Genomic DNA, 24,724 nt, shown 5'->3' on the forward strand with positions numbered 1-24,724 from the left:
GGCCATAGGATACCGGATTGGCTGTGCACGCTGCACAACCGACCGGCGGGCACGAACTCAGCGGCCGCTCTTGCCGCGCGCGTCGAGCGCGCCGCGGCGGATTTCCTGCAGCTGCGCGAGGAAGTCGAGGAAGTTCTTGGCCTGCCGCTTCAGACGGTAATCGGCCTGCGCGACCTGCTCTTCGAACAGCTCGCTCACGCGACTGTCCAGCGTGGCCGGCGGCAGGCGCAGGTACGCATCGGTCTCGCTGCCGGCCCGCTCCAGCGTCGCACCGGCGTTGCGGGCGATGCGCAGCATGGCCGTGTTCTCGGAGAGCGCATGGATGAACATGAGCTCCACGCCTTCATTGCGCGCATGGACGACGGCCCGGTCGAACAGTCGGCTGCCATAGCCACGGCCGCGCGCCTCCTTTGAGACCGAAACCCCGAACTCGGCGCCTGCGGGCGAGCCTGCGTCACCGGGCAGGAAGGCCAGGTGCGCGACCGCGATCAGCTCCAGTCGCCGGTTGAAGATCCCGAAAATGTCGTCGCGCTCGAAATCCAGGCGATCGACGTAGCGCTGGATCTGCTCGTCGTTCGCGGCATAACCGAAACGCAGGTAGCGGTCCTGCGCGTCGAGGGCGAGCAGGTGGTCGACGATGCGCCGCCGGTGTGCCGCGCCCAGGGAGCGGATGGGCACGATGCGCCCGTTGCGGACGTCTGGCTGCGGTGCTTGCATGCGGCAAATATAAGGGTTTCCCCTAGGAATTGCAGAGGCCGGGCTTTCAACGTGTTCACGCCATGCCACGAAGCATGCCGCCACGTTAATAACAATGTGCTACAAATTCCCTTCATTGCCGAGCAGAGCGAAATGCCCTCACCGCACGCGACCTCTCCCTTCACACGCGCCACCAAGGTGATCGCGGTGGCGGACGTCGTCGAGTCCGTGCGGCTGATGGAACAAGGCGAGCAGGAATTCATCGGCCGCTGGCGCCGGTTCGTCGACTTCGTACTGGAACACATTCCGGTGCACGGCGGCCGCTTCCACAAGAGCCTGGGCGACGGGCTGATGCTGGAATTCCCCGACGGGGAAGGCTGCATTCGCGCCGCGATGGCCATGCAGGCCTGGTTCCGCGACGTCAACCACGGGCTGTCCGCGGAAGAACGCGTGCATCTGCGCATCGGCGCGCACCTGGCGGATTTCGTCGCGGACAAGTACGACATCTACGGGACCGACGTGAACGTCGTCGCGCGCCTGTCCAGCCTGGCCGGCCCCGGGGAGGTGGTGATCTCCGCGGCCTTGCGCGACAAGTTGGGCCGCTCGCTGCCGCTGCACCTCGTGGACCTGGGGCATTGCCACCTGAAGCACGTCAAGCAACCGGTGCGTGCATTCCGCGTCGCACAGGCAGTGCAGGCCCCGGTGCTGCCCGCGCATTCCATCGAACCGGGCGGACTGCGGGCGACCGTGGCCGTGCTTCCCTTCGGCACCCGCGGCGACGTCGTGGAGGGCTTGAGCGGCGAAACCCTGGCCGACGAACTCGTTGCCGGCATCGCCCGCAGCGACGCGCTGCAGGTGGTCTCGCGCATGTCCACGGCGGCGCTGGATGCCGATCGCGACACGCTGCGCACGGTGCTGCAGGAGGTGGGTGCGCGCTACGTGCTGACGGGCCGCGCGCGTTCGCAGTCGGAGGCGCTGGGGCTGTACCTGGAACTTGCCGAGGCCACGAGTGGCCACGTGATTTTTGCGGAGAGTTTCCAGTGCGCCGCGGGAGCGTCCGGTGTGCTGGACAGCCGCCTGCGCGCGCAGGCTGTCGCAGCGGTGCACGCCGCCGTGATCGAACACGAGATGGAACTCACCGCTGCGCGCCCCGTGCCGGCGCTGGAAGGATCCACGCTGGTTCTCGGGGCCGTCGGACTGATGCACAGGCTGTCGCCGGTGGACATGGAGCGTGCGCGGCGCCTGCTGGAGCACCTGCTGGATCGCTGGCGCCGGCACCCCACGGCCAATGCCTGGCTCGCGCACCTGCATGTCCTGCGCGTGCAGCAGGCCTCCGCCGGAATCACGCAGCAGGACGCGGCATTGGCGCGCGCCCACGCGGCCCTGGCGGCGCAATCGGATCCGGAGTCGCCCTTGGTGCTGGCCCTGGACGGATACTCCTGCGTACACGGCCTGCGCAACCTGGAAGCGGCAGCGGAGCGCTACGGGCAGGCCCTGAGCCTGCGGCCGGAACACTCGCTGGCGCTGCTGTTCCATGCGGAACTCCTCGCCCTGCGCGGCGCCGCCCGCTCGGCGCGCGCCGCGGCGCTCACGGCCCGCAGCCTGCTGGCGCTGGAGCCCTTGCGCCCCCTCTATGACGCGATCGCCGCATTGGCGGCGCTGGCGGACCACGACCCCGAGGCCGCGGCAGGTCTGGCGCGTGCGTGCGTGCAGCGCAATCCACGCTACCTGCCGGCGTGGCGCACCCTGATCGTGGCGCAGGTGGAGTGCGAACGCCTCGGGGAAGCGCGTGCGAGCCAGCAGCAGCTTCTTCGGCGCCAGCCCGCGTTCACCGTCGGGAGTTTCGTCGGCTCCACGGCCATGGGCGAGGAGCTGGAAGAGCGTTTCGCGGATGCCTTGCTGCAGGCGGGCGCACCGGCGCGCTGAGCGCGGCTACCAGCGCGCGGGCAGCTTCTTCTTCAACGTGATGCGCTTGATGCCCAGTTCCACGTAGCCGCCCTTCTCGAGGTCCTTCAGCAGGCGGCTGACCATCTCGCGCGAGGCGCCGACGCGGCTGGCGATCTGCTGGTGGGTGATCTGCATCAGCTGCACCGGCGCCTGCGTGCTGGCAGGCCCCTGTTGCCCCTCGAGCGTGTGGATCACGCGCCCGTAGACGTCCATCAGGGCCATCTGGCGCGCGGTTTCGGTCGCGGAGCGTGCACGGCGGATCACTTGCGTCACCAGTTGCAGCGCGAAGCCGGGTTCGTCGGCCAGGTGCTGCTGCACGGCGGCCCTGGACACCAGCGCGCACAAGGAGGGCTCCAGCGTCATCACCGAAGCCGAGCGCGCGCCGCCATCGAGCGACATCTCACCGAAGTAGTCGCCTTCCTCGATCGTGCCGTAGGTGATCTCGCGGCCGTTCTCGTCGGTGGCGTACACCTTCACGTGGCCTTGCAACAGGACGAACAGGGAGTCCCCCGGTTCGCCCTCGTTGAGGACGATGGTGTTCTTGCGGTAGCTGCGGATGATTCCCCGCGCGGCGAGCCGGGCCAGCGACGGCTCCAGCGAGGCCAGCAACCTGTCCTGCTCCATGGCAGCCCTGGACACATTCATGCACTCCCCCTTGCGAAAAACTCTAGCACGGCCCCCCGCCCCGCCCAAGAGGGCGAACTAGTGCAGCGGGTCCTGCAGGTGGGCTGCCCCGATGGGCGGGAGCACGGCGACCTGGCCGACGAGCGCGCGCACGCCATGAGAATGCGTCTTCGCGCACATGCTGCGTACGTGGCTGCGGATGGTGGACACGGCGACCTTGAGCTGCACGGCGATCTGCGGCGCGGAGTAGCCCTGGCACAGGATGCCGAGCACCTGCTCCTCCGCCGGAGTGAGGCCGTGGGTGCGGGCGAAAAAGCAGAGCATCACTGCGTCGCACACGGAGGCGCGCGAGAACAGCAGGGCGACGGAGCACGTGGCTTGCAGGCGCTCGGGCCGCAAGGGCACGACGGCGATGCTGACGCGCTGGCGGCTCGCGGTGCGCAGCGCGATGAGGCTGCGCCGGCCCGTCTCCGCGCGTGCAAGACCCTGGACCAGCACCTTGGATTGCGCTGCGTCGGTCGTGTGCAAGTGCCCTTCCTCGACGGTGAGGACGCGGCCCAGGGCGAGCTCTTGCCGTGCGGCCTGGTTGGCATGCAGCAGGTGCCCTTTCGCCGAGGCCAGCAACACGCCATGCGCGAGTTCGTCCATGACGAGCGAGAGCCCGTGCCCCGGTCCGTCCGGGATCGTGGCCGCGTACCTGGCGCCACGCGCGCCGCCCGTCGATGCATCCATTTGCTATCCCCCTGTGTGATGGAAAGCTTATGAACGCGACCGTGAGTGGCGTTAGATATTCTCGGCAGCAGTTCCAGTGAACGATTCACCTTGACAGGACACTTGCAGACGGGAAATCAGTTCGAGGGTGCCGGTTCGCACCTCGCGCGTGAACGCGAGGGCGACATGCGGCGCGCCCGGCACGAAACGATTGTCCGCCTGGGGCAAGGTCGCGGTGTCGGCCGGAAACACCACGTTGTCGCAGTTCGAGTACCAGCAGGTTGCGGGCGGCAGGGGACGGGTGCGTTCATCGCGTGCGAGCTGCGTCACCCACTCGCTGCCGAGGCGCATCTGCCGGCCATTGGTTTTGCGGCTGAAGCGCGCCAGCCACGTCCCGCGATGCGGCGTGCCGATCGTCACCAGGTGCGCCACCGCATGCCGGCCTTCCGTACTTCGCCACCACGCACGTGCTGCAAGGCCTCCCATGCTGTGGCAGACGAGGACGGGCGCTCGGCCGGTATGCGTGGTCATGCGCGCGACGGCGGCGTCGATGGAGGCCGTGTACGCGTCGATGGGGCCGAAGGGCGGCTCGAGGTTGACGGCGACGCAAGCGTGCCCGCGCGTGCGCAGTTCCTGGATCCAGTCGTTCCAGAAACCGCGGTTGCACATGAAGCCGTGCACCAGGACCACGCCGACACGTCCGGCGGTCGCGACCGGGAGATGATCAGGCTGGGCGCGCCAGCGCCAGGGCTGGCGCCAGTAGAAGGTGCGGAAAAGATGCGTGGTCTCCATCCACCAGGCACGCCAGAGCTCCCGTGTCGCTGGTTGCGGCACGGCGGCAGCCGTGCCGACGCGCGAGAGGATCGCAAGCTCGACGCCCAGCGCGGCCGGCGCCACGAAAAGGATGGCAAGTGCCACGGCGATGGCTTGCGCTGGCGAGACCGTCCACCGCCAGGCAAGCGCAGCCAGCACGAGGACCATCTGGGCGCCGCAGGCTACCGCCAGCAGCCGCGCCACGCGCGAATGTCTGGGCATCCGGCGCAGTATCCCACGGGCTGCGTGCCGCGCAGCCCGGCGTGGGACCGCTAGACTGCGGCTGGCATGAGCACCGCGCAAAGAATCCGGGACGCCGTGGCCGAAGTCGAGCGCCTGCGCGAGGAGAGCCGGTCGGTGCCGGACATCGCCCAGGCCGTCGGGCGCCTGAAGCGCTTCCAGGCTGCGCGGTTTGCTGGCAGCTATTCCGACCTCCTGGCTTCCGGCATCTACGGCGCCGCAGCACGCTTCTTCCTGGAGGAGCTGTATGGCGAGCGCGATTACGCAGAACGCGACACCCAGTTCGCGCGCATCGCCGGCGCCGTGGAGAGGATGTTCCCCAAGGACGTGGCGCAGACTGCCGCCGCGCTCGCGGAGCTGCATGCCCTCACCGAGTCGCTGGACCACGCCATGGCTCGGGCGCGTCCCTTGGCGGATGCGCAGGACGTCGCAGCCTACGTGCATGCGTGGAAGGCCGTGGGGCGCCGCGCGGACCGCGAGCGGCAGCTGGACGCGGTGGTCGAACTGGGCACCGAGATGACACGGCTCACGCGATTACCAGGGCTGCGCACCGTGCTCAGGATGATGCGGCGACCCGCCACGGCGGCGGGACTGGGCTCGCTGCAGACGTTTCTCGAGGGCGGCTTCGACACCTTCGCGGCGGTCGCCCGGCACCAAGGCGGAGCCGAGCGCTTCCTGGGCACGATCCGCGAGCGCGAACAGCGCCTCCTGGTGCTGCTGTTTGCCGACGAATCTGTCGCTTGCGAGACCGAGCTGCACCGCATCCTAGGACAAGCCCGCTAACCCGCGGCTTGCCCGCCCCGCAGAATCCGCCGCGAAGGAGCGACCGATGGAGCACAGGCCCTGGCTGAGGCAGTACCCGGAAGGGGTGCCGCATGACATCGACGTGGAGCAGTACGCGTCCTTGACGCAGCTGCTGGAGGCGTCTTTTCGCACGAATGCGAATCGCCCGTTCAGCGTCTGCATGGAGCGGTGGACCTCCTACCGCGAGCTCGACGACCTGTCGCACGCCCTTGGCGCGTTCCTGCAGTCGCAGGGCCTGGAGCCGGGGGCGCGCGTGGCGATCATGCTGCCGAACATCCCACAGTTCGCGGTGGCGATGGCGGCGGTGCTGCGTGCAGGCATGACCTGCGTGAACGTCAACCCCTTGTACACGGCGCGCGAGCTGGAGCATCAGCTGAGGGACTCGGGTTCGACGGCCATCATCATCCTGGAGAACTTCTGCCACACGCTGGAGCAGGTGGTGGAGCAAACACCGGTGCGGCACGTCGTCGTGACCGGCATGGGCGATTTGCTCGGCGCGGTGTACGGCCGCTGGCTCACCTTCGCGGTCCGGCACCTGGCCAAGATGGTGCCTCCCTTCCGCTTGCCCCTGCATGAGGGGCGCACCGTCACGCCCTGGGCGCAGGCGTTGTCCGCGGGTTCGCGGACCACGTTGCGCCCGACACCGCAAACGCTGGATTCGGCCGCCTTCCTGCAGTACACCGGCGGGACGACGGGCTTGTCCAAGGGCGCGGTGCTGACGCACAGGAACGTCGTCGCGGCCATCCTGCAGGCTGAGGCCTGGTTCACGCCCGCCCTGCGCAAGGTGGGCGATGTGAGCCGGACCAATGGCATCGCCGCACTGCCGCTGTATCACATCTTCGCGCTCACGCTGTGCCTGCTTGCCATCCGCTCGGGTGCGCACCTGACGCTGATCCCGAATCCGCGCGACATCGGGCGCTTCGTGGAGACACTGAAGAAGCGCCCCTTCCACATGCTGCCGGCGGTGAACACCTTGTTCAATGCGCTGTTGCAGCATCCGCAGTTCCGCTCGATCGACTTCTCGCAGCTCTATGTTTCGCAAGCCGGCGGAATGGCGGCCTCTGAAGGGACCGCGCAGCAATGGCGGCAGGCCACGGGCTGCGTGATGGTGGAAGGCTGGGGCATGAGCGAGACCTGCGCGATCGGCACCAACAATCCGCTCGATGCCACGGAGTTCTCCGGCACGATCGGCGTGCCGCTGCCCGGCATCGACATTGCGATCAAGGACGATGCCGGAGTGGATCTTCCGCCCGGGGAAGCCGGCGAAATCTGCATTCGCGGCGCAAACGTCACACCCGGGTACTACCAGAAGCCGGAAGAGAATGCCAAGGCCTTCACCCGCGATGGCTTCCTCCGCACAGGCGACGTGGGCATCATGGACGAGCGCGGCTACACGCGCATCGTGGACCGGAAGAAGGACATGATCCTGGTGAGCGGTTTCAACGTCTTTCCCAACGAGCTGGAGAATGTCATTTCCCTGTGTCCCGGCGTGGTGGAGTGCGCCGCCATCGGCATCCCCGATGAGAAGCAGGGCGAGGCGATCAAGGTTTTCGTGGTGAAGAACGATCCGACGCTCACCGAAGACGCGGTCGCGCGCCATTGCCGCGACAACCTGACCGGCTACAAGCAACCCAAGTACATCGAATTCAGGGATGAGCTGCCGAAATCCAACGTGGGCAAGATCCTGCGGCGCGAACTGCGTGCGGCGCGCTGAGGGGAGCCGGCGGTGAGCGCGATTGCCTTGCCGCCGGGGGTGCTCGTGCTGGAGCGGGGCTGGTTGTCTTCCAACAACGTCGTCTTGCTGCACGATGGCGAGGCAGCGCTGATCGACAGCGGGTACTGGACGCACTCGGCGCAGACCCTGTCGCTTGTTGCGCAAGCAATCGGCGCTCGGCCGCTGACGACCTTGCTGAACACGCATCTGCACAGCGACCATTGCGGTGGGAACGCCGCGCTGCAGGATCGGTATCCAGGGATCCGCACCTTCATCCCGCCCGGGCAGGTGGATTCGGTGCGAAGCTGGGATCCGGTGGCCCTCAGCTACACCCCGACAGGGCAGGAGTGCCCTCGATTCCGGTTCGACTCCGTGTTGCGCCCAGGGACGCGGATCGCCCTTGCGGGTGGGACGTGGGAGATCCACGCGGCACCAGGCCACGATCCGCATTCGGTGGTCCTGTTCCACCCGGAGACGCGCACGCTTGTTTCCGCCGATGCGCTGTGGGAGAACGGGTTTGGCATCGTCTTTCCCGAACTGGAAGGGGAGCGCGCGTTCGGCGAAGTCGGGGCGACCCTGGACGTCATTGAAGGCCTCGAACCACGACTCGTCATTCCCGGCCACGGCCGGCCCTTTGTCACGGTGGCGGAGGCCCTAGGGCGCGCCCGCAGCCGCCTGCAGGCGTTCGTTGCCAATCCACAGAAGCACGCCATGCATGCGGCAAAGGTGCTGTTGAAATTCAAGTTGCTGGAGGTACAGCGGGTTCCGCGCGGGGAGTTCCTTGCCTGGGCGACGGCGACACCGTACTTGCGAGTCCTACATTCGCGCTTCGCTCCTGCAGTGGAGCTTGGCGAATGGATTGAAACGCTGCTAAGGGAGCTGGCGGAAAGTCGCGCACTGCGGAATGAGCGCGGCTTCGTCACCAATGCCTGAGCGGACGGAAGCGTTCGCATTGCGTCGCCGTTGCATTGTGAACGGAACAGCGCGATCCGATCCGATCCGGGAGAAAACAGTCTGCTGCGCGGCGAGACAAAAACAAAAGGCCCGGCATTTCTGCCGGGCCTTCGTCGAATAACAGCCTGACGATGTCCTACTTTCACACGGGAACCCGCACTATCATCGGCGCAGAGGCGTTTCACTGTCCTGTTCGGGATGGGAAGGAGTGGGACCACCTCGCTATGGTCATCAGGCATAACTTTTTGCCCTGCAGCCTGTGGGGCTGCAAAGCCAATTCATAGAGTTGGAATCAGCGGGCGCGCGTTGCGCGCCCTGTGTTTGATTGCGTTCAACCCGGCATAAGACCTTGATCGGTTTGATCAAAGTTATAGGGTCAAGCCGCACGAGCAATTAGTACTGGTTAGCTTAACGCATTGCTGCGCTTCCACACCCAGCCTATCAACGTCCTGGTCTAGAACGACTCTTCAGGGGGCTCGAGGCCCCGGCAGATCTCATCTTGAAACGAGTTTCCCGCTTAGATGCTTTCAGCGGTTATCTCTTCCGCACTTAGCTACCCTGCAATGCCACGGGCGTGACAACAGGTACACCAGAGGTGCGTCCACTCCGGTCCTCTCGTACTAGGAGCAGGCTTCCTCAAATCTGCAGCGCCCACGGAAGATAGGGACCAAACTGTCTCACGACGTTTTAAACCCAGCTCACGTACCTCTTTAAATGGCGAACAGCCATACCCTTGGGACCGGCTACAGCCCCAGGATGAGATGAGCCGACATCGAGGTGCCAAACACCGCCGTCGATATGAACTCTTGGGCGGTATCAGCCTGTTATCCCCAGAGTACCTTTTATCCGTTGAGCGATGGCCCTTCCATACAGAACCACCGGATCACTATGTCCTGCTTTCGCATCTGCTCGACTTGTCAGTCTCGCAGTTAAGCACGCTTATGCCATTGCACTATCGTCACGATGTCCGACCGTAACTAGCGTACCTTCGAACTCCTCCGTTACGCTTTGGGAGGAGACCGCCCCAGTCAAACTGCCTACCATGCACTGTCCCCGGCCCGGATAACGGGCCTAGGTTAGAACCTCAAACGCACCAGGGTGGTATTTCAACGTTGGCTCCACCCGATCTAGCGACCGGGCTTCAAAGCCTCCCACCTATCCTACACAGATCCGTTCAAAGTCCAATACAAAGCTACAGTAAAGGTTCATGGGGTCTTTCCGTCTTTCCGCGGGGAGATTGCATCATCACAAACATTTCAACTTCGCTGAGTCTCGGGAGGAGACAGTGTGGCCATCGTTACGCCATTCGTGCAGGTCGGAACTTACCCGACAAGGAATTTCGCTACCTTAGGACCGTTATAGTTACGGCCGCCGTTTACTGGGACTTCGATCAAGAGCTTGCACCCCATCACTTAATCTTCCAGCACCGGGCAGGCGTCACACCCTATACGTCCACTTTCGTGTTTGCAGAGTGCTGTGTTTTTATTAAACAGTCGCAGCCACCGATTTTTTGCAACCCCATTGGGCTCCATCCGCGAGGGACTTCACCTACTAAGGGCACACCTTCTTCCGAAGTTACGGTGTCAATTTGCCGAGTTCCTTCTCCCGAGTTCTCTCAAGCGCCTGAGAATACTCATCTCGCGCACCAGTGTCGGTTTGCGGTACGGTCGTTGCAAGCTGAAGCTTAGTGGCTTTTCCTGGAAGCAGGGTATCACTCACTTCGGCGGCAAGCCGCCTCGTTATCACCCCTCATCTAAGCCCGGCGGATTTACCTACCAGGCACGACTACAGGCTTGAACCGGGACATCCAACACCCGGCTGAGTTAACCTTCTCCGTCCCCACATCGCACTTGCAATCGGTACAGGAATATTGACCTGTTTCCCATCAGCTACGCATCTCTGCCTCGCCTTAGGGGCCGACTCACTCTACGCCGATGAACGTTGCGTAGAAAACCTTGCGCTTACGGCGAGCGGGCTTTTCACCCGCTTTAACGCTACTCATGTCAGCATTCGCACTTCTGATACCTCCAGCATCCCTCTCGAGACACCTTCACAGGCTTACAGAACGCTCTCCTACCACTTGCACTTGCGTGCAAATCCGCAGCTTCGGTAACTGGCTTAGCCCCGTTACATCTTCCGCGCAGGACGACTCGATCAGTGAGCTATTACGCTTTCTTTAAATGATGGCTGCTTCTAAGCCAACATCCTGACTGTTTTAGCCTTCCCACTTCGTTTCCCACTTAGCCAATTTTAGGGACCTTAGCTGGCGGTCTGGGTTGTTTCCCTCTTGAGTCCGGACGTTAGCACCCGGTGCTCTGTCTCCCGCGCTGTACTCATCGGTATTCGGAGTTTGCCTTGGTTTGGTAAGTCGCCATGACCCCCTAGCCAAAACAGTGCTCTACCCCCGATGGTAATACGCGAGGCACTACCTAAATAGTTTTCGGAGAGAACCAGCTATTTCCAAGTTTGTTTAGCCTTTCACCCCTATCCACAGCTCATCCGCTAGTTTTGCAACACTAGTCGGTTCGGACCTCCAGTACCTGTTACGGCACCTTCATCCTGGCCATGGATAGATCACTTGGTTTCGGGTCTACACCCAGCGACTGGACGCCCTGTTCGGACTCGGTTTCCCTGCGGCTACCCTATTCGGTTAACCTTGCCACTGAATGTAAGTCGCTGACCCATTATACAAAAGGTACGCCGTCACCCTTGCGGGCTCCGACTTTTTGTAAGCATGCGGTTTCAGGATCTATTTCACTCCCCTCCCGGGGTTCTTTTCGCCTTTCCCTCACGGTACTAGTTCACTATCGGTCGATTACGAGTATTTAGCCTTGGAGGATGGTCCCCCCATCTTCAGACAGGATTTCACGTGTCCCGCCCTACTTTTCGCTAGCTTAGTACCACACAGATCTTTTCGCGTACGGGGCTATCACCCTCTTTAGCCGACCTTTCCAGATCGTTCCGCTAAGTTCTGCGCTATCACTAGCAGGCTCTTCCGATTTCGCTCGCCACTACTTTCGGAATCTCGGTTGATGTCTTTTCCTCGAGCTACTGAGATGTTTCAGTTCACCCGGTTCGCCTCGCATGACTATGTATTCATCATGCGATACCGCTTGCGCGGTGGGTTTCCCCATTCGGAAATCTCCGGATCAAAGCTTATTTGCCAGCTCCCCGAAGCTTATCGCAGGCTATCACGTCCTTCGTCGCCTGTAATCGCCAAGGCATCCACCACATGCTCTTAGTCACTTGACCCTATAACTTTGACCCCTCTCACGAGGATTCGCCGTCGATTCAAGTACTTGCGAGGTCTTTCACCTCGCGCGTTATGCCGTCTTCAAAATCACATTCGAATTGCTTCGAAGTCTTGAAGTTTGGTTGACGCAATCAAATGTCGCTAGCGGCACGGTCTGCCATGAAAGCAGTTTCCGCTAACGACGCTGATTCAACTCTATGAATTGTTAAAGAACAGCCGATTGATTCCAGCAGATGCCGGAGTCAACAACAAAGCAGCCTGGTCTTGCGATCAAGCCGCTTTGGTGTTAAGTGGAGGTGGAAGCGCGCATTGTAGCGCCGCGCCGAACAACATTTGGTGGAGGATGACGGGATCGAACCGACGACCCCCTGCTTGCAAAGCAGGTGCTCTCCCAGCTGAGCTAATCCCCCGGGTTCATTCCTGGAGATGGTGGGTCTGGTTGGTCTCGAACCAACGACCCCCGCCTTATCAAGACGGTGCTCTAACCAACTGAGCTACAGACCCAGGCCGGTCGCTTCAGCTGCGAGCAATACGTCGCTGGCGACATCTTCCAACAACCGATAAGTGTGAGCGTTCGACTTGAACTACCGCGTATTTCCAGAAAGGAGGTGATCCAGCCGCACCTTCCGATACGGCTACCTTGTTACGACTTCACCCCAGTCACGAACCCTGCCGTGGTAATCGCCCTCCTTGCGGTTAGGCTAACTACTTCTGGCAGAACCCGCTCCCATGGTGTGACGGGCGGTGTGTACAAGACCCGGGAACGTATTCACCGCGACATGCTGATCCGCGATTACTAGCGATTCCGACTTCACGCAGTCGAGTTGCAGACTACGATCCGGACTACGACTGGTTTTATGGGATTAGCTCCCCCTCGCGGGTTGGCAACCCTCTGTACCAGCCATTGTATGACGTGTGTAGCCCTACCCATAAGGGCCATGAGGACTTGACGTCATCCCCACCTTCCTCCGGTTTGTCACCGGCAGTCCCATTAGAGTGCCCTTTCGTAGCAACTAATGGCAAGGGTTGCGCTCGTTGCGGGACTTAACCCAACATCTCACGACACGAGCTGACGACAGCCATGCAGCACCTGTGTTCTGGCTCCCTTTCGGGCACTTGCACATCTCTGCGCAATTCCAGACATGTCAAGGGTAGGTAAGGTTTTTCGCGTTGCATCGAATTAAACCACATCATCCACCGCTTGTGCGGGTCCCCGTCAATTCCTTTGAGTTTCAACCTTGCGGCCGTACTCCCCAGGCGGTCAACTTCACGCGTTAGCTTCGTTACTGAGTCAGTGAAGACCCAACAACCAGTTGACATCGTTTAGGGCGTGGACTACCAGGGTATCTAATCCTGTTTGCTCCCCACGCTTTCGTGCATGAGCGTCAGTGCAGGCCCAGGGGATTGCCTTCGCCATCGGTGTTCCTCCGCATATCTACGCATTTCACTGCTACACGCGGAATTCCATCCCCCTCTGCCGCACTCCAGCGATGCAGTCACAAATGCAGTTCCCAGGTTAAGCCCGGGGATTTCACACCTGTCTTACATCACCGCCTGCGCACGCTTTACGCCCAGTAATTCCGATTAACGCTCGCACCCTACGTATTACCGCGGCTGCTGGCACGTAGTTAGCCGGTGCTTATTCTTACGGTACCGTCATTAGCGCCGGGTATTAACCAGCACCGTTTCGTTCCGTACAAAAGCAGTTTACAACCCGAGGGCCTTCATCCTGCACGCGGAATGGCTGGATCAGGCTTGCGCCCATTGTCCAAAATTCCCCACTGCTGCCTCCCGTAGGAGTCTGGGCCGTGTCTCAGTCCCAGTGTGGCTGGTCGTCCTCTCAGACCAGCTACAGATCGTCGGCTTGGTGAGCCTTTACCCCACCAACTACCTAATCTGCCATCGGCCGCTCCAATCGCGCGAGGTCTTGCGATCCCCCGCTTTCAACCAGAGTTCGTATGCGGTATTAGCGTAGCTTTCGCTACGTTATCCCCCACGACTGGGCACGTTCCGATGTATTACTCACCCGTTCGCCACTCGCCACCAGGGTTGCCCCCGTGCTGCCGTTCGACTTGCATGTGTAAAGCATTCCGCCAGCGTTCAATCTGAGCCAGGATCAAACTCTACAGTTCGATCTTGAATTTGCTCTAGGAATCGAAGTGAACTTCACTTCTTTTCGTTGAGCGTTTGATTTGTTCCGAAGAACTTGGCAGTCGCCATCAAACGCCCACGCTTATCGGCTGTATGTTGTTAACGAACCTTCTGGCATCCATCCGGCCGCTTGCGCCGCCTTCTTTTTGCCCGTCTTCGCCGCGATCAGCGAAGCCCTCGATTATGACAGATTTTGAAGAGTCCTGACAAACTCTGTGGTCTCTACCGGTTCGCCTGCTGTCTGCCAGATGGCTTCGGCTCGCTTTGTCGGTGAAGACTCACATTGTAGCACGCTTTTGGGCGTTCTCATCAAGGCTCGTTGGGAGCACTGATGAGAACGCCCCGTCCGTAGACGGGGCGCCTCGCTATAACAGCCTGACGATGTCCTACTTTCACACGGGAACCCGCACTATCATCGGCGCAGAGGCGTTTCACTGTCCTGTTCGGGATGGGAAGGAGTGGGACCACCTCGCTATGGTCATCAGGCATAACTTTTTGCCCTGCAGCCTGTGGGGCTGCAAAGCCAATTCATAGAGTTGGAATCAGCGGGCGCGCGTTGCGCGCCCTGTGTTTGATTGCGTTCAACCCGGCATAAGACCTTGATCGGTTTGATCAAAGTTATAGGGTCAAGCCGCACGAGCAATTAGTACTGGTTAGCTTAACGCATTGCTGCGCTTCCACACCCAGCCTATCAACGTCCTGGTCTAGAACGACTCTTCAGGGGGCTCGAGGCCCCGGCAGATCTCATCTTGAAACGAGTTTCCCGCTTAGATGCTTTCAGCGGTTATCTCTTCCGCACTTAGCTACCCTGCAATGCCACGGGCGTGACAACAGGTACACCAGAGGTGCGTCCACTCCGGTCCTCTCGTACTAGGAGCAGGCTTCCTCAAATCTGCAGCGCCCACGGAAGATAGGGACCAAACTGTCTCACGACGTTTTAAACCCAGCTCACGTACCTCTTTAAATGGCGAACAGCCATACCCTTGGGACCGGCTACAGCCCCAGGATGAGATGAGCCGACATCGAGGTGCCAAACACCGCCGTCGATATGAACTCTTGGGCGGTATCAGCCTGTTATCCCCAGAGTACCTTTTATCCGTTGAGCGATGGCCCTTCCATACAGAACCACCGGATCACTATGTCCTGCTTTCGCATCTGCTCGACTTGTCAGTCTCGCAGTTAAGCACGCTTATGCCATTGCACTATCGTCACGATGTCCGACCGTAACTAGCGTACCTTCGAACTCCTCCGTTACGCTTTGGGAGGAGACCGCCCCAGTCAAACTGCCTACCATGCACTGTCCCCGGCCCGGATAACGGGCCTAGGTTAGAACCTCAAACGCACCAGGGTGGTATTTCAACGTTGGCTCCACCCGATCTAGCGACCGGGCTTCAAAGCCTCCCACCTATCCTACACAGATCCGTTCAAAGTCCAATACAAAGCTACAGTAAAGGTTCATGGGGTCTTTCCGTCTTTCCGCGGGGAGATTGCATCATCACAAACATTTCAACTTCGCTGAGTCTCGGGAGGAGACAGTGTGGCCATCGTTACGCCATTCGTGCAGGTCGGAACTTACCCGACAAGGAATTTCGCTACCTTAGGACCGTTATAGTTACGGCCGCCGTTTACTGGGACTTCGATCAAGAGCTTGCACCCCATCACTTAATCTTCCAGCACCGGGCAGGCGTCACACCCTATACGTCCACTTTCGTGTTTGCAGAGTGCTGTGTTTTTATTAAACAGTCGCAGCCACCGATTTTTTGCAACCCCATTGGGCTCCATCCGCGAGGGACTTCACCTACTAAGGGCACACCTTCTTCCGAAGTTACGGTGTCAATTTGCCGAGTTCCTTCTCCCGAGTTCTCTCAAGCGCCTGAGAATACTCATCTCGCGCACCAGTGTCGGTTTGCGGTACGGTCGTTGCAAGCTGAAGCTTAGTGGCTTTTCCTGGAAGCAGGGTATCACTCACTTCGGCGGCAAGCCGCCTCGTTATCACCCCTCATCTAAGCCCGGCGGATTTACCTACCAGGCACGACTACAGGCTTGAACCGGGACATCCAACACCCGGCTGAGTTAACCTTCTCCGTCCCCACATCGCACTTGCAATCGGTACAGGAATATTGACCTGTTTCCCATCAGCTACGCATCTCTGCCTCGCCTTAGGGGCCGACTCACTCTACGCCGATGAACGTTGCGTAGAAAACCTTGCGCTTACGGCGAGCGGGCTTTTCACCCGCTTTAACGCTACTCATGTCAGCATTCGCACTTCTGATACCTCCAGCATCCCTCTCGAGACACCTTCACAGGCTTACAGAACGCTCTCCTACCACTTGCACTTGCGTGCAAATCCGCAGCTTCGGTAACTGGCTTAGCCCCGTTACATCTTCCGCGCAGGACGACTCGATCAGTGAGCTATTACGCTTTCTTTAAATGATGGCTGCTTCTAAGCCAACATCCTGACTGTTTTAGCCTTCCCACTTCGTTTCCCACTTAGCCAATTTTAGGGACCTTAGCTGGCGGTCTGGGTTGTTTCCCTCTTGAGTCCGGACGTTAGCACCCGGTGCTCTGTCTCCCGCGCTGTACTCATCGGTATTCGGAGTTTGCCTTGGTTTGGTAAGTCGCCATGACCCCCTAGCCAAAACAGTGCTCTACCCCCGATGGTAATACGCGAGGCACTACCTAAATAGTTTTCGGAGAGAACCAGCTATTTCCAAGTTTGTTTAGCCTTTCACCCCTATCCACAGCTCATCCGCTAGTTTTGCAACACTAGTCGGTTCGGACCTCCAGTACCTGTTACGGCACCTTCATCCTGGCCATGGATAGATCACTTGGTTTCGGGTCTACACCCAGCGACTGGACGCCCTGTTCGGACTCGGTTTCCCTGCGGCTACCCTATTCGGTTAACCTTGCCACTGAATGTAAGTCGCTGACCCATTATACAAAAGGTACGCCGTCACCCTTGCGGGCTCCGACTTTTTGTAAGCATGCGGTTTCAGGATCTATTTCACTCCCCTCCCGGGGTTCTTTTCGCCTTTCCCTCACGGTACTAGTTCACTATCGGTCGATTACGAGTATTTAGCCTTGGAGGATGGTCCCCCCATCTTCAGACAGGATTTCACGTGTCCCGCCCTACTTTTCGCTAGCTTAGTACCACACAGATCTTTTCGCGTACGGGGCTATCACCCTCTTTAGCCGACCTTTCCAGATCGTTCCGCTAAGTTCTGCGCTATCACTAGCAGGCTCTTCCGATTTCGCTCGCCACTACTTTCGGAATCTCGGTTGATGTCTTTTCCTCGAGCTACTGAGATGTTTCAGTTCACCCGGTTCGCCTCGCATGACTATGTATTCATCATGCGATACCGCTTGCGCGGTGGGTTTCCCCATTCGGAAATCTCCGGATCAAAGCTTATTTGCCAGCTCCCCGAAGCTTATCGCAGGCTATCACGTCCTTCGTCGCCTGTAATCGCCAAGGCATCCACCACATGCTCTTAGTCACTTGACCCTATAACTTTGACCCCTCTCACGAGGATTCGCCGTCGATTCAAGTACTTGCGAGGTCTTTCACCTCGCGCGTTATGCCGTCTTCAAAATCACATTCGAATTGCTTCGAAGTCTTGAAGTTTGGTTGACGCAATCAAATGTCGCTAGCGGCACGGTCTGCCATGAAAGCAGTTTCCGCTAACGACGCTGATTCAACTCTATGAATTGTTAAAGAACAGCCGATTGATTCCAGCAGATGCCGGAGTCAACAACAAAGCAGCCTGGTCTTGCGATCAAGCCGCTTTGGTGTTAAGTGGAGGTGGAAGCGCGCATTGTAGCGCCGCGCCGAACAACATTTGGTGGAGGATGACGGGATCGAACCGACGACCCCCTGCTTGCAAAGCAGGTGCTCTCCCAGCTGAGCTAATCCCCCGGGTTCATTCCTGGAGATGGTGGGTCTGGTTGGTCTCGAACCAACGACCCCCGCCTTATCAAGACGGTGCTCTAACCAACTGAGCTACAGACCCAGGCCGGTCGCTTCAGCTGCGAGCAATACGTCGCTGGCGACATCTTCCAACAACCGATAAGTGTGAGCGTTCGACTTGAACTACCGCGTATTTCCAGAAAGGAGGTGATCCAGCCGCACCTTCCGATACGGCTACCTTGTTACGACTTCACCCCAGTCACGAACCCTGCCGTGGTAATCGCCCTCCTTGCGGTTAGGCTAACTACTTCTGGCAGAACCCGCTCCCATGGTGTGACGGGCGGTGTGTACAAGACCCGGGAACGTATTCACCGCGACATGCTGATCCGCGATTACTAGCGATTCCGACTTCACGCAGTCGAGTTGCAGACTACGATCCGGACTACGACTGGTTTTATGGGATTAGCTCCCCCTCGCGGGTTGGCAACCCTCTGTACCAGCCATTGTATGACGTGTGTAGCCCTACCCATAAGGGCCATGAGGACTTGACGTCATCCCCACCTTCCTCCGGTTTGTCACCGGCAGTCCCATTAGAGTGCCCTTTCGTAGCAACTAATGGCAAGGGTTGCGCTCGTTGCGGGACTTAACCCAACATCTCACGACACGAGCTGACGACAGCCATGCAGCACCTGTGTTCTGGCTCCCTTTCGGGCACTTGCACATCTCTGCGCAATTCCAGACATGTCAAGGGTAGGTAAGGTTTTTCGCGTTGCATCGAATTAAACCACATCATCCACCGCTTGTGCGGGTCCCCGTCAATTCCTTTGAGTTTCAACCTTGCGGCCGTACTCCCCAGGCGGTCAACTTCACGCGTTAGCTTCGTTACTGAGTCAGTGAAGACCCAACAACCAGTTGACATCGTTTAGGGCGTGGACTACCAGGGTATCTAATCCTGTTTGCTCCCCACGCTTTCGTGCATGAGCGTCAGTGCAGGCCCAGGGGATTGCCTTCGCCATCGGTGTTCCTCCGCATATCTACGCATTTCACTGCTACACGCGGAATTCCATCCCCCTCTGCCGCACTCCAGCGATGCAGTCACAAATGCAGTTCCCAGGTTAAGCCCGGGGATTTCACACCTGTCTTACATCACCGCCTGCGCACGCTTTACGCCCAGTAATTCCGATTAACGCTCGCACCCTACGTATTACCGCGGCTGCTGGCACGTAGTTAGCCGGTGCTTATTCTTACGGTACCGTCATTAGCGCCGGGTATTAACCAGCACCGTTTCGTTCCGTACAAAAGCAGTTTACAACCCGAGGGCCTTCATCCTGCACGCGGAATGGCTGGATCAGGCTTGCGCCCATTGTCCAAAATTCCCCACTGCTGCCTCCCGTAGGAGTCTGGGCCGTGTCTCAGTCCCAGTGTGGCTGGTCGTCCTCTCAGACCAGCTACAGATCGTCGGCTTGGTGAGCCTTTACCCCACCAACTACCTAATCTGCCATCGGCCGCTCCAATCGCGCGAGGTCTTGCGATCCCCCGCTTTCAACCAGAGTTCGTATGCGGTATTAGCGTAGCTTTCGCTACGTTATCCCCCACGACTGGGCACGTTCCGATGTATTACTCACCCGTTCGCCACTCGCCACCAGGGTTGCCCCCGTGCTGCCGTTCGACTTGCATGTGTAAAGCATTCCGCCAGCGTTCAATCTGAGCCAGGATCAAACTCTACAGTTCGATCTTGAATTTGCTCTAGGAATCGAAGTGAACTTCACTTCTTTTCGTTGAGCGTTTGATTTGTTCCGAAGAACTTGGCAGTCGCCATCAAACGCCCACGCTTATCGGCTGTATGTTGTTAACGAACCTTCTGGCATCCATCCGGCCGCTTGCGCCGCCTTCTTTTTGCCCGTCTTCGCCGCGATCAGCGAAGCCCTCGATTATGACAGATTTTGAAGAGATCCGTCAACTCTTTTCGCCGCTTCGTTTGCGATCCGCTTCTTTCGTCGCGTCTCGCTTTCGTCATCAGCGGAGCCTTAGATTCTATACCGACTTTTGATCGTCCGTCGAGACCGAAGCTCTTTTCTCTGCTGCCGTCGCTTGCTGCTTTCGCAGCGCCTTCGTCAGCGGAGCCCGCGACTATAGCACAGGGAAAACCCGCAGGCCTACAGCTCGATTGGTAACGACCGGTGGCGCTGGCCCGTGAGGGCAAAGAGCGCGTTCGCGACCGCGGGAGCCGCAGGCGGCACACCGGGCTCACCCACACCCGACGGCGGCCGCTCGGAAGGCACGATGTGCGTTTCCACCAGCGGCGCAGCGGGAAGTGTGAGCATGCGGTACTCGGGGAAGTTCCCCTGCTGGACGACACCCTCGCGAATGTCGATGCGGCCGTGCAGTGCGGCCGTCAAGCCGAACACGACGGCACCCTCCATCTGCTGGGCGACGATCTGCGGGTTCACGACCGTGCCGCAGTCGATCGCACACACCACGCGGTGGACGCGCACCTGCCCTTTGTCGAGCGACACCTCCGCTACCTGGGCCACGACGGAGCCGAAGCTCTCGTGCAAGGCCACGCCGCGAGCGCGTCCCGCAGGCAAGGGCCGCGAGCCCCAGCCCGCCCGCTCGGCCGCCAGATCCAGCACGGCGCGATGGCGAGCGGCCCGCTGCAAGAGGACACGGCGGAATTCCACCGCATCACGCCCCAGCCCCGCGGCGAGTTCGTCGATGAACGACTCCGTGAAAAACGCGTTGTGCGAGTGCCCCACGGACCGCCAGAACCCGACGGGAACACCGGTATGCATGAATACATGCTCGATGCGCTGGTTCTCGAACGCGTAGGGCTGGTCGAACAGCCCTTCGGACGCCGTCTTGTCCGGCAGGTCGATCGGCCCGGCGAGCGCCGGCAGTCCGCGCTCCATCCAGCGTGGCGAGATCGCATCTCCAGCCGACTTCACCTGGAGCGCCACCGGCTCGCCGTGCGCACCCAGCACGGCGCGCAGCCGCGCGACGTGCATGGGTCGGTAGAAGTCGTGCCGCATGTCCTGCTCGCGCGACCAGACCAGTTGCACCGGCACGCCCGGCATGTCCATGGCCACCCGCACTGCCTGCGCGACGTAATCCACTTCCAGGCGGCGACCGAAGCCGCCCCCGAGCAGCGTCACATGCAAGTCGACACGGTCCTCGGGCACGCCGGCGACGCGTGCAGCAGCTGCGCGGCACATCTGCGGTACCTGGGTGGGCGCCCAGACTTCGACCCGACCGTCGCCGACACGCGCAGTCGCGTTCATCGGCTCCATCGTTGCGTGCGCCAGAAAAGGCGCGCTGTACCAGGCCTCGACGGACCGCGCACCCGGCTCCTGAGGCCGATCCACTTCACCCCTCTCATAGAAGCGGTAGCCCTCCCGCTCGCGAACGGCGCGACGCAGTTCCCCGTCCACATGACGCGAATCCAGCGCCCCAATCGGGCGCGCCAGCCAGTCCACCTCCACGGCGTCCACGGCCTGCTGCGCGCGCCAGTAGCTGTCTGCCACGACCGCGATCCCGGCCGTCGAGCCCGCATAAGCCGGCAAGGTGACGACACGCTCCACACCGGGCATGCGAAGTGCCGCCTGCGCGTCCACGCGGCCCGGTGCGCCGCCCAACATGGGCGCGAGGCGCAGTGCAGCGAAGCGCATGCCCGGCAGCCGCACGTCGAGCCCGAACCGTGCCGAGCCATTGACCTTGGCCGGGACGTCCAGGCGCCGCGCGGGCTGCCCGATCACGCGCCAGTCCTTGCGATCCTTCAGCTTCACGTCCCCGGGCGGGGTCGCAGCCGCGACGCGCGCCAGCTCGCCATAAGTCAGCGACAACCCGGACGGGTGCGACACCACGCCTTGCTCCGCCTTCAGGTCCTCCACGGGCAACTTCCACTGCAAGGACGCCGCGCCGACCAGCGAAGCGCGCGCGGTCGCCGCCGCGAGCCGCACCACTTCCCAGGCATCGGCCACGCTCGACGATCCCCCCGTCGCATTCAGGCCCAGCTCGCGCGCGACCTTGCCGACCAGCCACCGGCCCGCCTTCACGCGCCCGAAGCCGTCCTCGCGTTCTGCCTCCATCGGGTGGAAGGGCAGGTTCCCGATCAGCATGGCGACGTTGCCGTAGACCGTGTCCCAGCCCGCCTGCTCGATGCGGACACTGGTGAGCGGCACGTCGAGCTCCTCGGCGGCCAGCTGGGGTAGCGCGGTATGCACGCCCTGGCCCATTTCGCTGCGGGGCATGGCCAACACCACGCTGCTGTCCGGGAGGATCTTGATCCAGCCATTGAGTGCGATGTCGCCCTCGCCCTCGCCCGCGCTCATCATGGATGCCAGCCCCAGCCGCGGCCGTTGCGGCAACGCGCCCCACCCGAGCAGCAGCGCCCCTGCGCCAACCGTGGTCCCCAGCAGCCAGGTGCGTCGTATCACGCCTTGACCCCGGCCGCACGCTTGATCGCCACGCGCACGCGCTGGTAGGTGCCGCAGCGGCAGATATTGGTCATCGCCTCGTCGATGTCGGCGTCGGTCGGTCTGGGCTTCTTCGCCAGCAGCGCCGCGGCGGCCATCAGCATGCCGCTCTGGCAGTAGCCGCACTGCGGCACCTGTTCCGCAATCCAGGCCACCTGCAGCGCGTGCGGCTTCGCGTCCGTGCCCAGGCCTTCGATCGTCTGGATCGCCTTGCCCGCGAGGCTGCCCACCGGCGTCACGCACGAGCGCACCGCCTGGCCGTCCACGCGCACCGTGCAGGCGCCGCAAGCGGCCACGCCGCAGCCGAACTTGGTGCCCGTCAGCTGGAGGAGGTCGCGCAGCACCCACAGCAGGGGCATCGCGGGATCGGCCTGCACCTGCAGGCGCGCGCCATTGACATTCAGCTCCACGAAACCCCTCCTCCAACGCTGGTCCCACTATAGCCAAGCCCTTCCGTAACGCGAAGCGCCGTGACTGCAAGTGCGGCGGCGGTGATACGCTCGCTGGCTTTTCCCCCGCACGATGGCTCTGATCACCCTTGCCGACGCGCAGCTGGCCTATGGACACGTGCCGCTGCTGGACCACGCCGACTTCTCGCTCGAAGGCACGGAGCGCGTGGGCCTGATCGGCCGCAACGGCGCGGGCAAGTCCTCGCTGCTGCGCATGCTTGCAGGACTGGAACGTCCGGACGACGGCGAGATCCAGCGCCAGCAGGGCCTGCACACGGCGTTCGTCGCCCAGGAACCGCAGCTGCCCGACGAGGCCACGGTGTTCGAGGCCGTGCAGTCCGGCCTCGCCGACGTGGTCGCCCTGATCGACGACTACAGCCACGGGCGCGGCGACCTCGACGCGCTGCAAGGCCGCATCGAAGCGCACGATGGCTGGAACTGGAGCCAGCGTGTCGACGAAACACTGCACCGCCTGCACCTGGATCCGCAGGCGCGCATCGGTTCGCTTTCGGGCGGCAACCGCAAGCGGGTGGCGCTCGCGCAGGCCCTCGTGCGCCGGCCCGACGTGCTGCTGCTGGACGAACCCACCAACCACCTCGACCTGGATTCCATCGAGTGGCTGGAGAACCTGCTGGTGGAATTCCGCGGCAGCGTGGTCCTGATCACGCACGACCGCGCCTTCCTGGACCGGGTCGCAACGCGCATCGTCGAACTGGACCGCGGCAAGCTGCTGACCTATCCGGGCAACTTCACGCAATACCAGACGCTCAAGCAGGAGCAGCTGGCGCAGGAAGCGGTGATCAATGCGAAAGCCGACAAGCTGCTGGCGCAGGAGGAAGTCTGGGTGCGCAAGGGCGTGGAGGCGCGCCGTACCCGCTCCCAAAGCCGCATCGTCCGCCTCGAGCAGCTGCGGCAGCGCCGCGCTTCCCGACGCGACGCCGTGGGCCGCGTCAGCATGGACGTCGCCACCGGCCAGCAGAGCGGAAAGCTGGTCGCGGAACTGGCCGGTGTCTCCAAGTCCTTCGATGGCAAGCCCGTGGTGCGCGACTTCAGCGCCACGCTGCTGCGCGGCGACAAGATCGGCGTCGTCGGCCCGAACGGCGCGGGCAAGACGACCCTGCTGAAGCTGATCCTCGGCGAACTCGCGCCGGACGAAGGACGCGTGCGGCTCGGCACCAACCTGCAGGTCGCCTACTTCGACCAGATGCGCACGGCCTTGAACCCCGATGCGACGCTGGAGGACTTCATCAGCCCCGGCAGCGAATGGATAGAGATCGGCCGGCAGCGCAAGCACGTGAAGAGTTATCTCGGCGACTTCCTGTTCTCGCCGGCGCGCGCGGGCTCACCCGTGCGCTCCCTTTCGGGCGGCGAGCGCAACCGCCTGCTGCTCGCGCGCTTGTTCGCGCGGCCCGCGAACGTGCTGGTGCTCGACGAGCCGACCAACGACCTGGACATCGACACGCTGGAGCTGCTGGAGGACCTGTTGCAGGACTACGAGGGCACCGTGTTCCTGGTCAGCCACGATCGCACCTTCCTGGACAACGTGGTCACCAGCACGATCGCCTTCGAAGGCGAAGGGCGCTGGCGCGAGTACGAAGGCGGCGTCGAGGACTGGCTCGTGCAGTCCCGCCGCGCGCGCGAATTCGCGCAAGCCGCGCTGGTTCCGGCCGCTGCGGCCCCGGTCGAAAAGCCCGCGGCGCCACCGGCTGCCGCACCATCGGCGCGGCGCAAGCTGGGCTACAAGGAGCAGCGCGAGCTCGAGGCGCTTCCCGGCCTGATCGAAGCGCTGGAGCGCGAGCAGAAGGCGATCCAGGAGGAACTCGCCCTGGGCGCCGTGTACCGCGACGATCCGCAGCGCGCGTCGCAGCTGGTCACGCGCAGCGAGAAGATCGAGGAAGAACTCATGACCGCGCTGGAGCGCTGGGAGACGCTGGGTCAGCTGTAGGCTGCCACCGTCAACCGGTCACGGCCCCAGCTGACCTGTCGAGAGGC

General features: G+C 61.7%; 11 protein-coding genes, 4 tRNA genes and 6 rRNA genes. 5 read left to right on the plus strand and 16 right to left on the minus strand.

The features are described 5' to 3' along the window. Window positions 1-57: 57 nt before the first annotated feature. A complete protein-coding gene (locus AC3EGR_RS11430) occupies window positions 58-717 on the minus strand; it encodes a GNAT family N-acetyltransferase (RefSeq protein ID WP_488546603.1) in 660 nt (219 codons plus the stop codon). Between the two features lie 132 nt (window positions 718-849). Between AC3EGR_RS11430 and AC3EGR_RS11435 the strand changes: the two genes are divergently transcribed. Further along, window positions 850-2,622, plus strand: a complete 1,773-nt coding sequence (locus tag AC3EGR_RS11435) for an adenylate/guanylate cyclase domain-containing protein (RefSeq protein ID WP_488546604.1) — start codon at window positions 850-852, stop codon at window positions 2,620-2,622. 6 nt (window positions 2,623-2,628) lie between these two features. On the opposite strand, the gene AC3EGR_RS11440 is transcribed toward AC3EGR_RS11435, so the two are convergent. Genes AC3EGR_RS11440 through AC3EGR_RS11450 form a run of 3 tightly spaced genes read right to left on the minus strand, consistent with a single transcriptional unit; the run spans window position 2,629 to window position 5,013 of the window. Continuing rightward, window positions 2,629-3,288, minus strand: a complete 660-nt coding sequence (locus AC3EGR_RS11440) for a Crp/Fnr family transcriptional regulator (protein ID WP_488546605.1) — start codon at window positions 3,286-3,288, stop codon at window positions 2,629-2,631. 57 nt (window positions 3,289-3,345) lie between these two features. Further along, a complete protein-coding gene (locus AC3EGR_RS11445; protein ID WP_488546606.1) occupies window positions 3,346-3,999 on the minus strand; it encodes a helix-turn-helix transcriptional regulator in 654 nt (217 codons plus the stop codon). A gap of 51 nt (window positions 4,000-4,050) precedes the next feature. Then, window positions 4,051-5,013: an esterase/lipase family protein gene (locus AC3EGR_RS11450; protein WP_488546607.1), complete on the minus strand. Its 963-nt coding sequence runs from the start codon at window positions 5,011-5,013 to the stop codon at window positions 4,051-4,053. Window positions 5,014-5,079: 66 nt separating this feature from the next. On the opposite strand from AC3EGR_RS11450, the gene AC3EGR_RS11455 reads away from it, so the two are divergent. Genes AC3EGR_RS11455 through AC3EGR_RS11465 form a run of 3 tightly spaced genes read left to right on the plus strand, consistent with a single transcriptional unit; the run spans window position 5,080 to window position 8,482 of the window. Further along, complete coding sequence (locus AC3EGR_RS11455) at window positions 5,080-5,814, plus strand: FFLEELY motif protein (protein ID WP_488546608.1); 735 nt, start codon at window positions 5,080-5,082, stop codon at window positions 5,812-5,814. 46 nt (window positions 5,815-5,860) lie between these two features. Then, window positions 5,861-7,549, plus strand: coding sequence for an AMP-binding protein (locus AC3EGR_RS11460; RefSeq protein WP_488546609.1), 1,689 nt, complete (start codon window positions 5,861-5,863; stop codon window positions 7,547-7,549). A 12-nt stretch (window positions 7,550-7,561) separates the two neighbouring features. Next, on the plus strand, window positions 7,562-8,482 hold the full coding sequence (locus AC3EGR_RS11465; RefSeq protein ID WP_488546610.1) for an MBL fold metallo-hydrolase: 921 nt from the start codon (window positions 7,562-7,564) through the stop codon (window positions 8,480-8,482). Between the two features lie 144 nt (window positions 8,483-8,626). On the opposite strand, the gene rrf (AC3EGR_RS11470) is transcribed toward AC3EGR_RS11465, so the two are convergent. The 12 genes from rrf (AC3EGR_RS11470) to AC3EGR_RS11525 form a co-directional block, all read right to left on the minus strand. After that, window positions 8,627-8,739, minus strand: a 5S ribosomal RNA gene (gene rrf, locus AC3EGR_RS11470). A gap of 136 nt (window positions 8,740-8,875) precedes the next feature. Next, window positions 8,876-11,755, minus strand: a 23S ribosomal RNA gene (locus AC3EGR_RS11475). 335 nt (window positions 11,756-12,090) lie between these two features. Then, window positions 12,091-12,166, minus strand: a tRNA-Ala gene (locus tag AC3EGR_RS11480). 17 nt (window positions 12,167-12,183) lie between these two features. Continuing rightward, window positions 12,184-12,260: transfer RNA gene (locus AC3EGR_RS11485), tRNA-Ile, on the minus strand. A gap of 97 nt (window positions 12,261-12,357) precedes the next feature. Beyond that, window positions 12,358-13,888, minus strand: a 16S ribosomal RNA gene (locus tag AC3EGR_RS11490). Window positions 13,889-14,280: 392 nt separating this feature from the next. Beyond that, window positions 14,281-14,393 (minus strand): 5S ribosomal RNA (gene rrf, locus AC3EGR_RS11495). A 136-nt stretch (window positions 14,394-14,529) separates the two neighbouring features. Then, window positions 14,530-17,409: ribosomal RNA gene (locus AC3EGR_RS11500) — 23S ribosomal RNA — on the minus strand. Window positions 17,410-17,744: 335 nt separating this feature from the next. Further along, window positions 17,745-17,820, minus strand: a tRNA-Ala gene (locus AC3EGR_RS11505). A gap of 17 nt (window positions 17,821-17,837) precedes the next feature. After that, window positions 17,838-17,914: transfer RNA gene (locus AC3EGR_RS11510), tRNA-Ile, on the minus strand. A gap of 97 nt (window positions 17,915-18,011) precedes the next feature. Further along, a 16S ribosomal RNA gene (locus tag AC3EGR_RS11515) occupies window positions 18,012-19,542 on the minus strand. The 16S, 23S and 5S rRNA genes sit together here with 4 tRNA genes alongside, the layout of an rRNA operon. Window positions 19,543-19,967: 425 nt before the next feature. Beyond that, window positions 19,968-22,244, minus strand: a complete 2,277-nt coding sequence (locus tag AC3EGR_RS11520) for a xanthine dehydrogenase family protein molybdopterin-binding subunit (protein ID WP_488546611.1) — start codon at window positions 22,242-22,244, stop codon at window positions 19,968-19,970. Continuing rightward, a complete protein-coding gene (locus tag AC3EGR_RS11525) occupies window positions 22,241-22,693 on the minus strand; it encodes a (2Fe-2S)-binding protein (protein ID WP_488546612.1) in 453 nt (150 codons plus the stop codon). Before AC3EGR_RS11525 ends, AC3EGR_RS11520 begins: the two co-directional genes overlap by 4 nt. Window positions 22,694-22,805: 112 nt before the next feature. Here AC3EGR_RS11525 and AC3EGR_RS11530 point away from each other — a divergent pair, with 112 nt between their 5' ends. After that, the gene (locus AC3EGR_RS11530; protein WP_488546613.1) at window positions 22,806-24,677 is read left to right on the plus strand and encodes an ATP-binding cassette domain-containing protein; all 1,872 of its coding nucleotides are present in this window, start codon (window positions 22,806-22,808) and stop codon (window positions 24,675-24,677) included. The last annotated feature ends 47 nt before the right edge of the window (window positions 24,678-24,724 follow it).

Source organism: Ramlibacter sp. G4-7, assembly GCF_057784995.1.

Bases quoted from the DNA above. Each gene is read 5' to 3' on its own strand.
- AC3EGR_RS11435 (WP_488546604.1), top strand. From the start codon at position 850: ATGCCCTCACCGCACGCGACCTCTCCCTTCACACGCGCCACCAAGGTG.
- AC3EGR_RS11445 (WP_488546606.1), bottom strand. From the start codon at position 3,999: ATGGATGCATCGACGGGCGGCGCGCGTGGCGCCAGGTACGCGGCCACG.
- AC3EGR_RS11450 (WP_488546607.1), bottom strand. From the start codon at position 5,013: ATGCCCAGACATTCGCGCGTGGCGCGGCTGCTGGCGGTAGCCTGCGGC.
- AC3EGR_RS11460 (WP_488546609.1), top strand. From the start codon at position 5,861: ATGGAGCACAGGCCCTGGCTGAGGCAGTACCCGGAAGGGGTGCCGCAT.
- AC3EGR_RS11455 (WP_488546608.1), top strand. From the start codon at position 5,080: ATGAGCACCGCGCAAAGAATCCGGGACGCCGTGGCCGAAGTCGAGCGC.
- AC3EGR_RS11430 (WP_488546603.1), bottom strand. From the start codon at position 717: ATGCAAGCACCGCAGCCAGACGTCCGCAACGGGCGCATCGTGCCCATC.
- AC3EGR_RS11440 (WP_488546605.1), bottom strand. From the start codon at position 3,288: ATGAATGTGTCCAGGGCTGCCATGGAGCAGGACAGGTTGCTGGCCTCG.
- AC3EGR_RS11530 (WP_488546613.1), top strand. From the start codon at position 22,806: ATGGCTCTGATCACCCTTGCCGACGCGCAGCTGGCCTATGGACACGTG.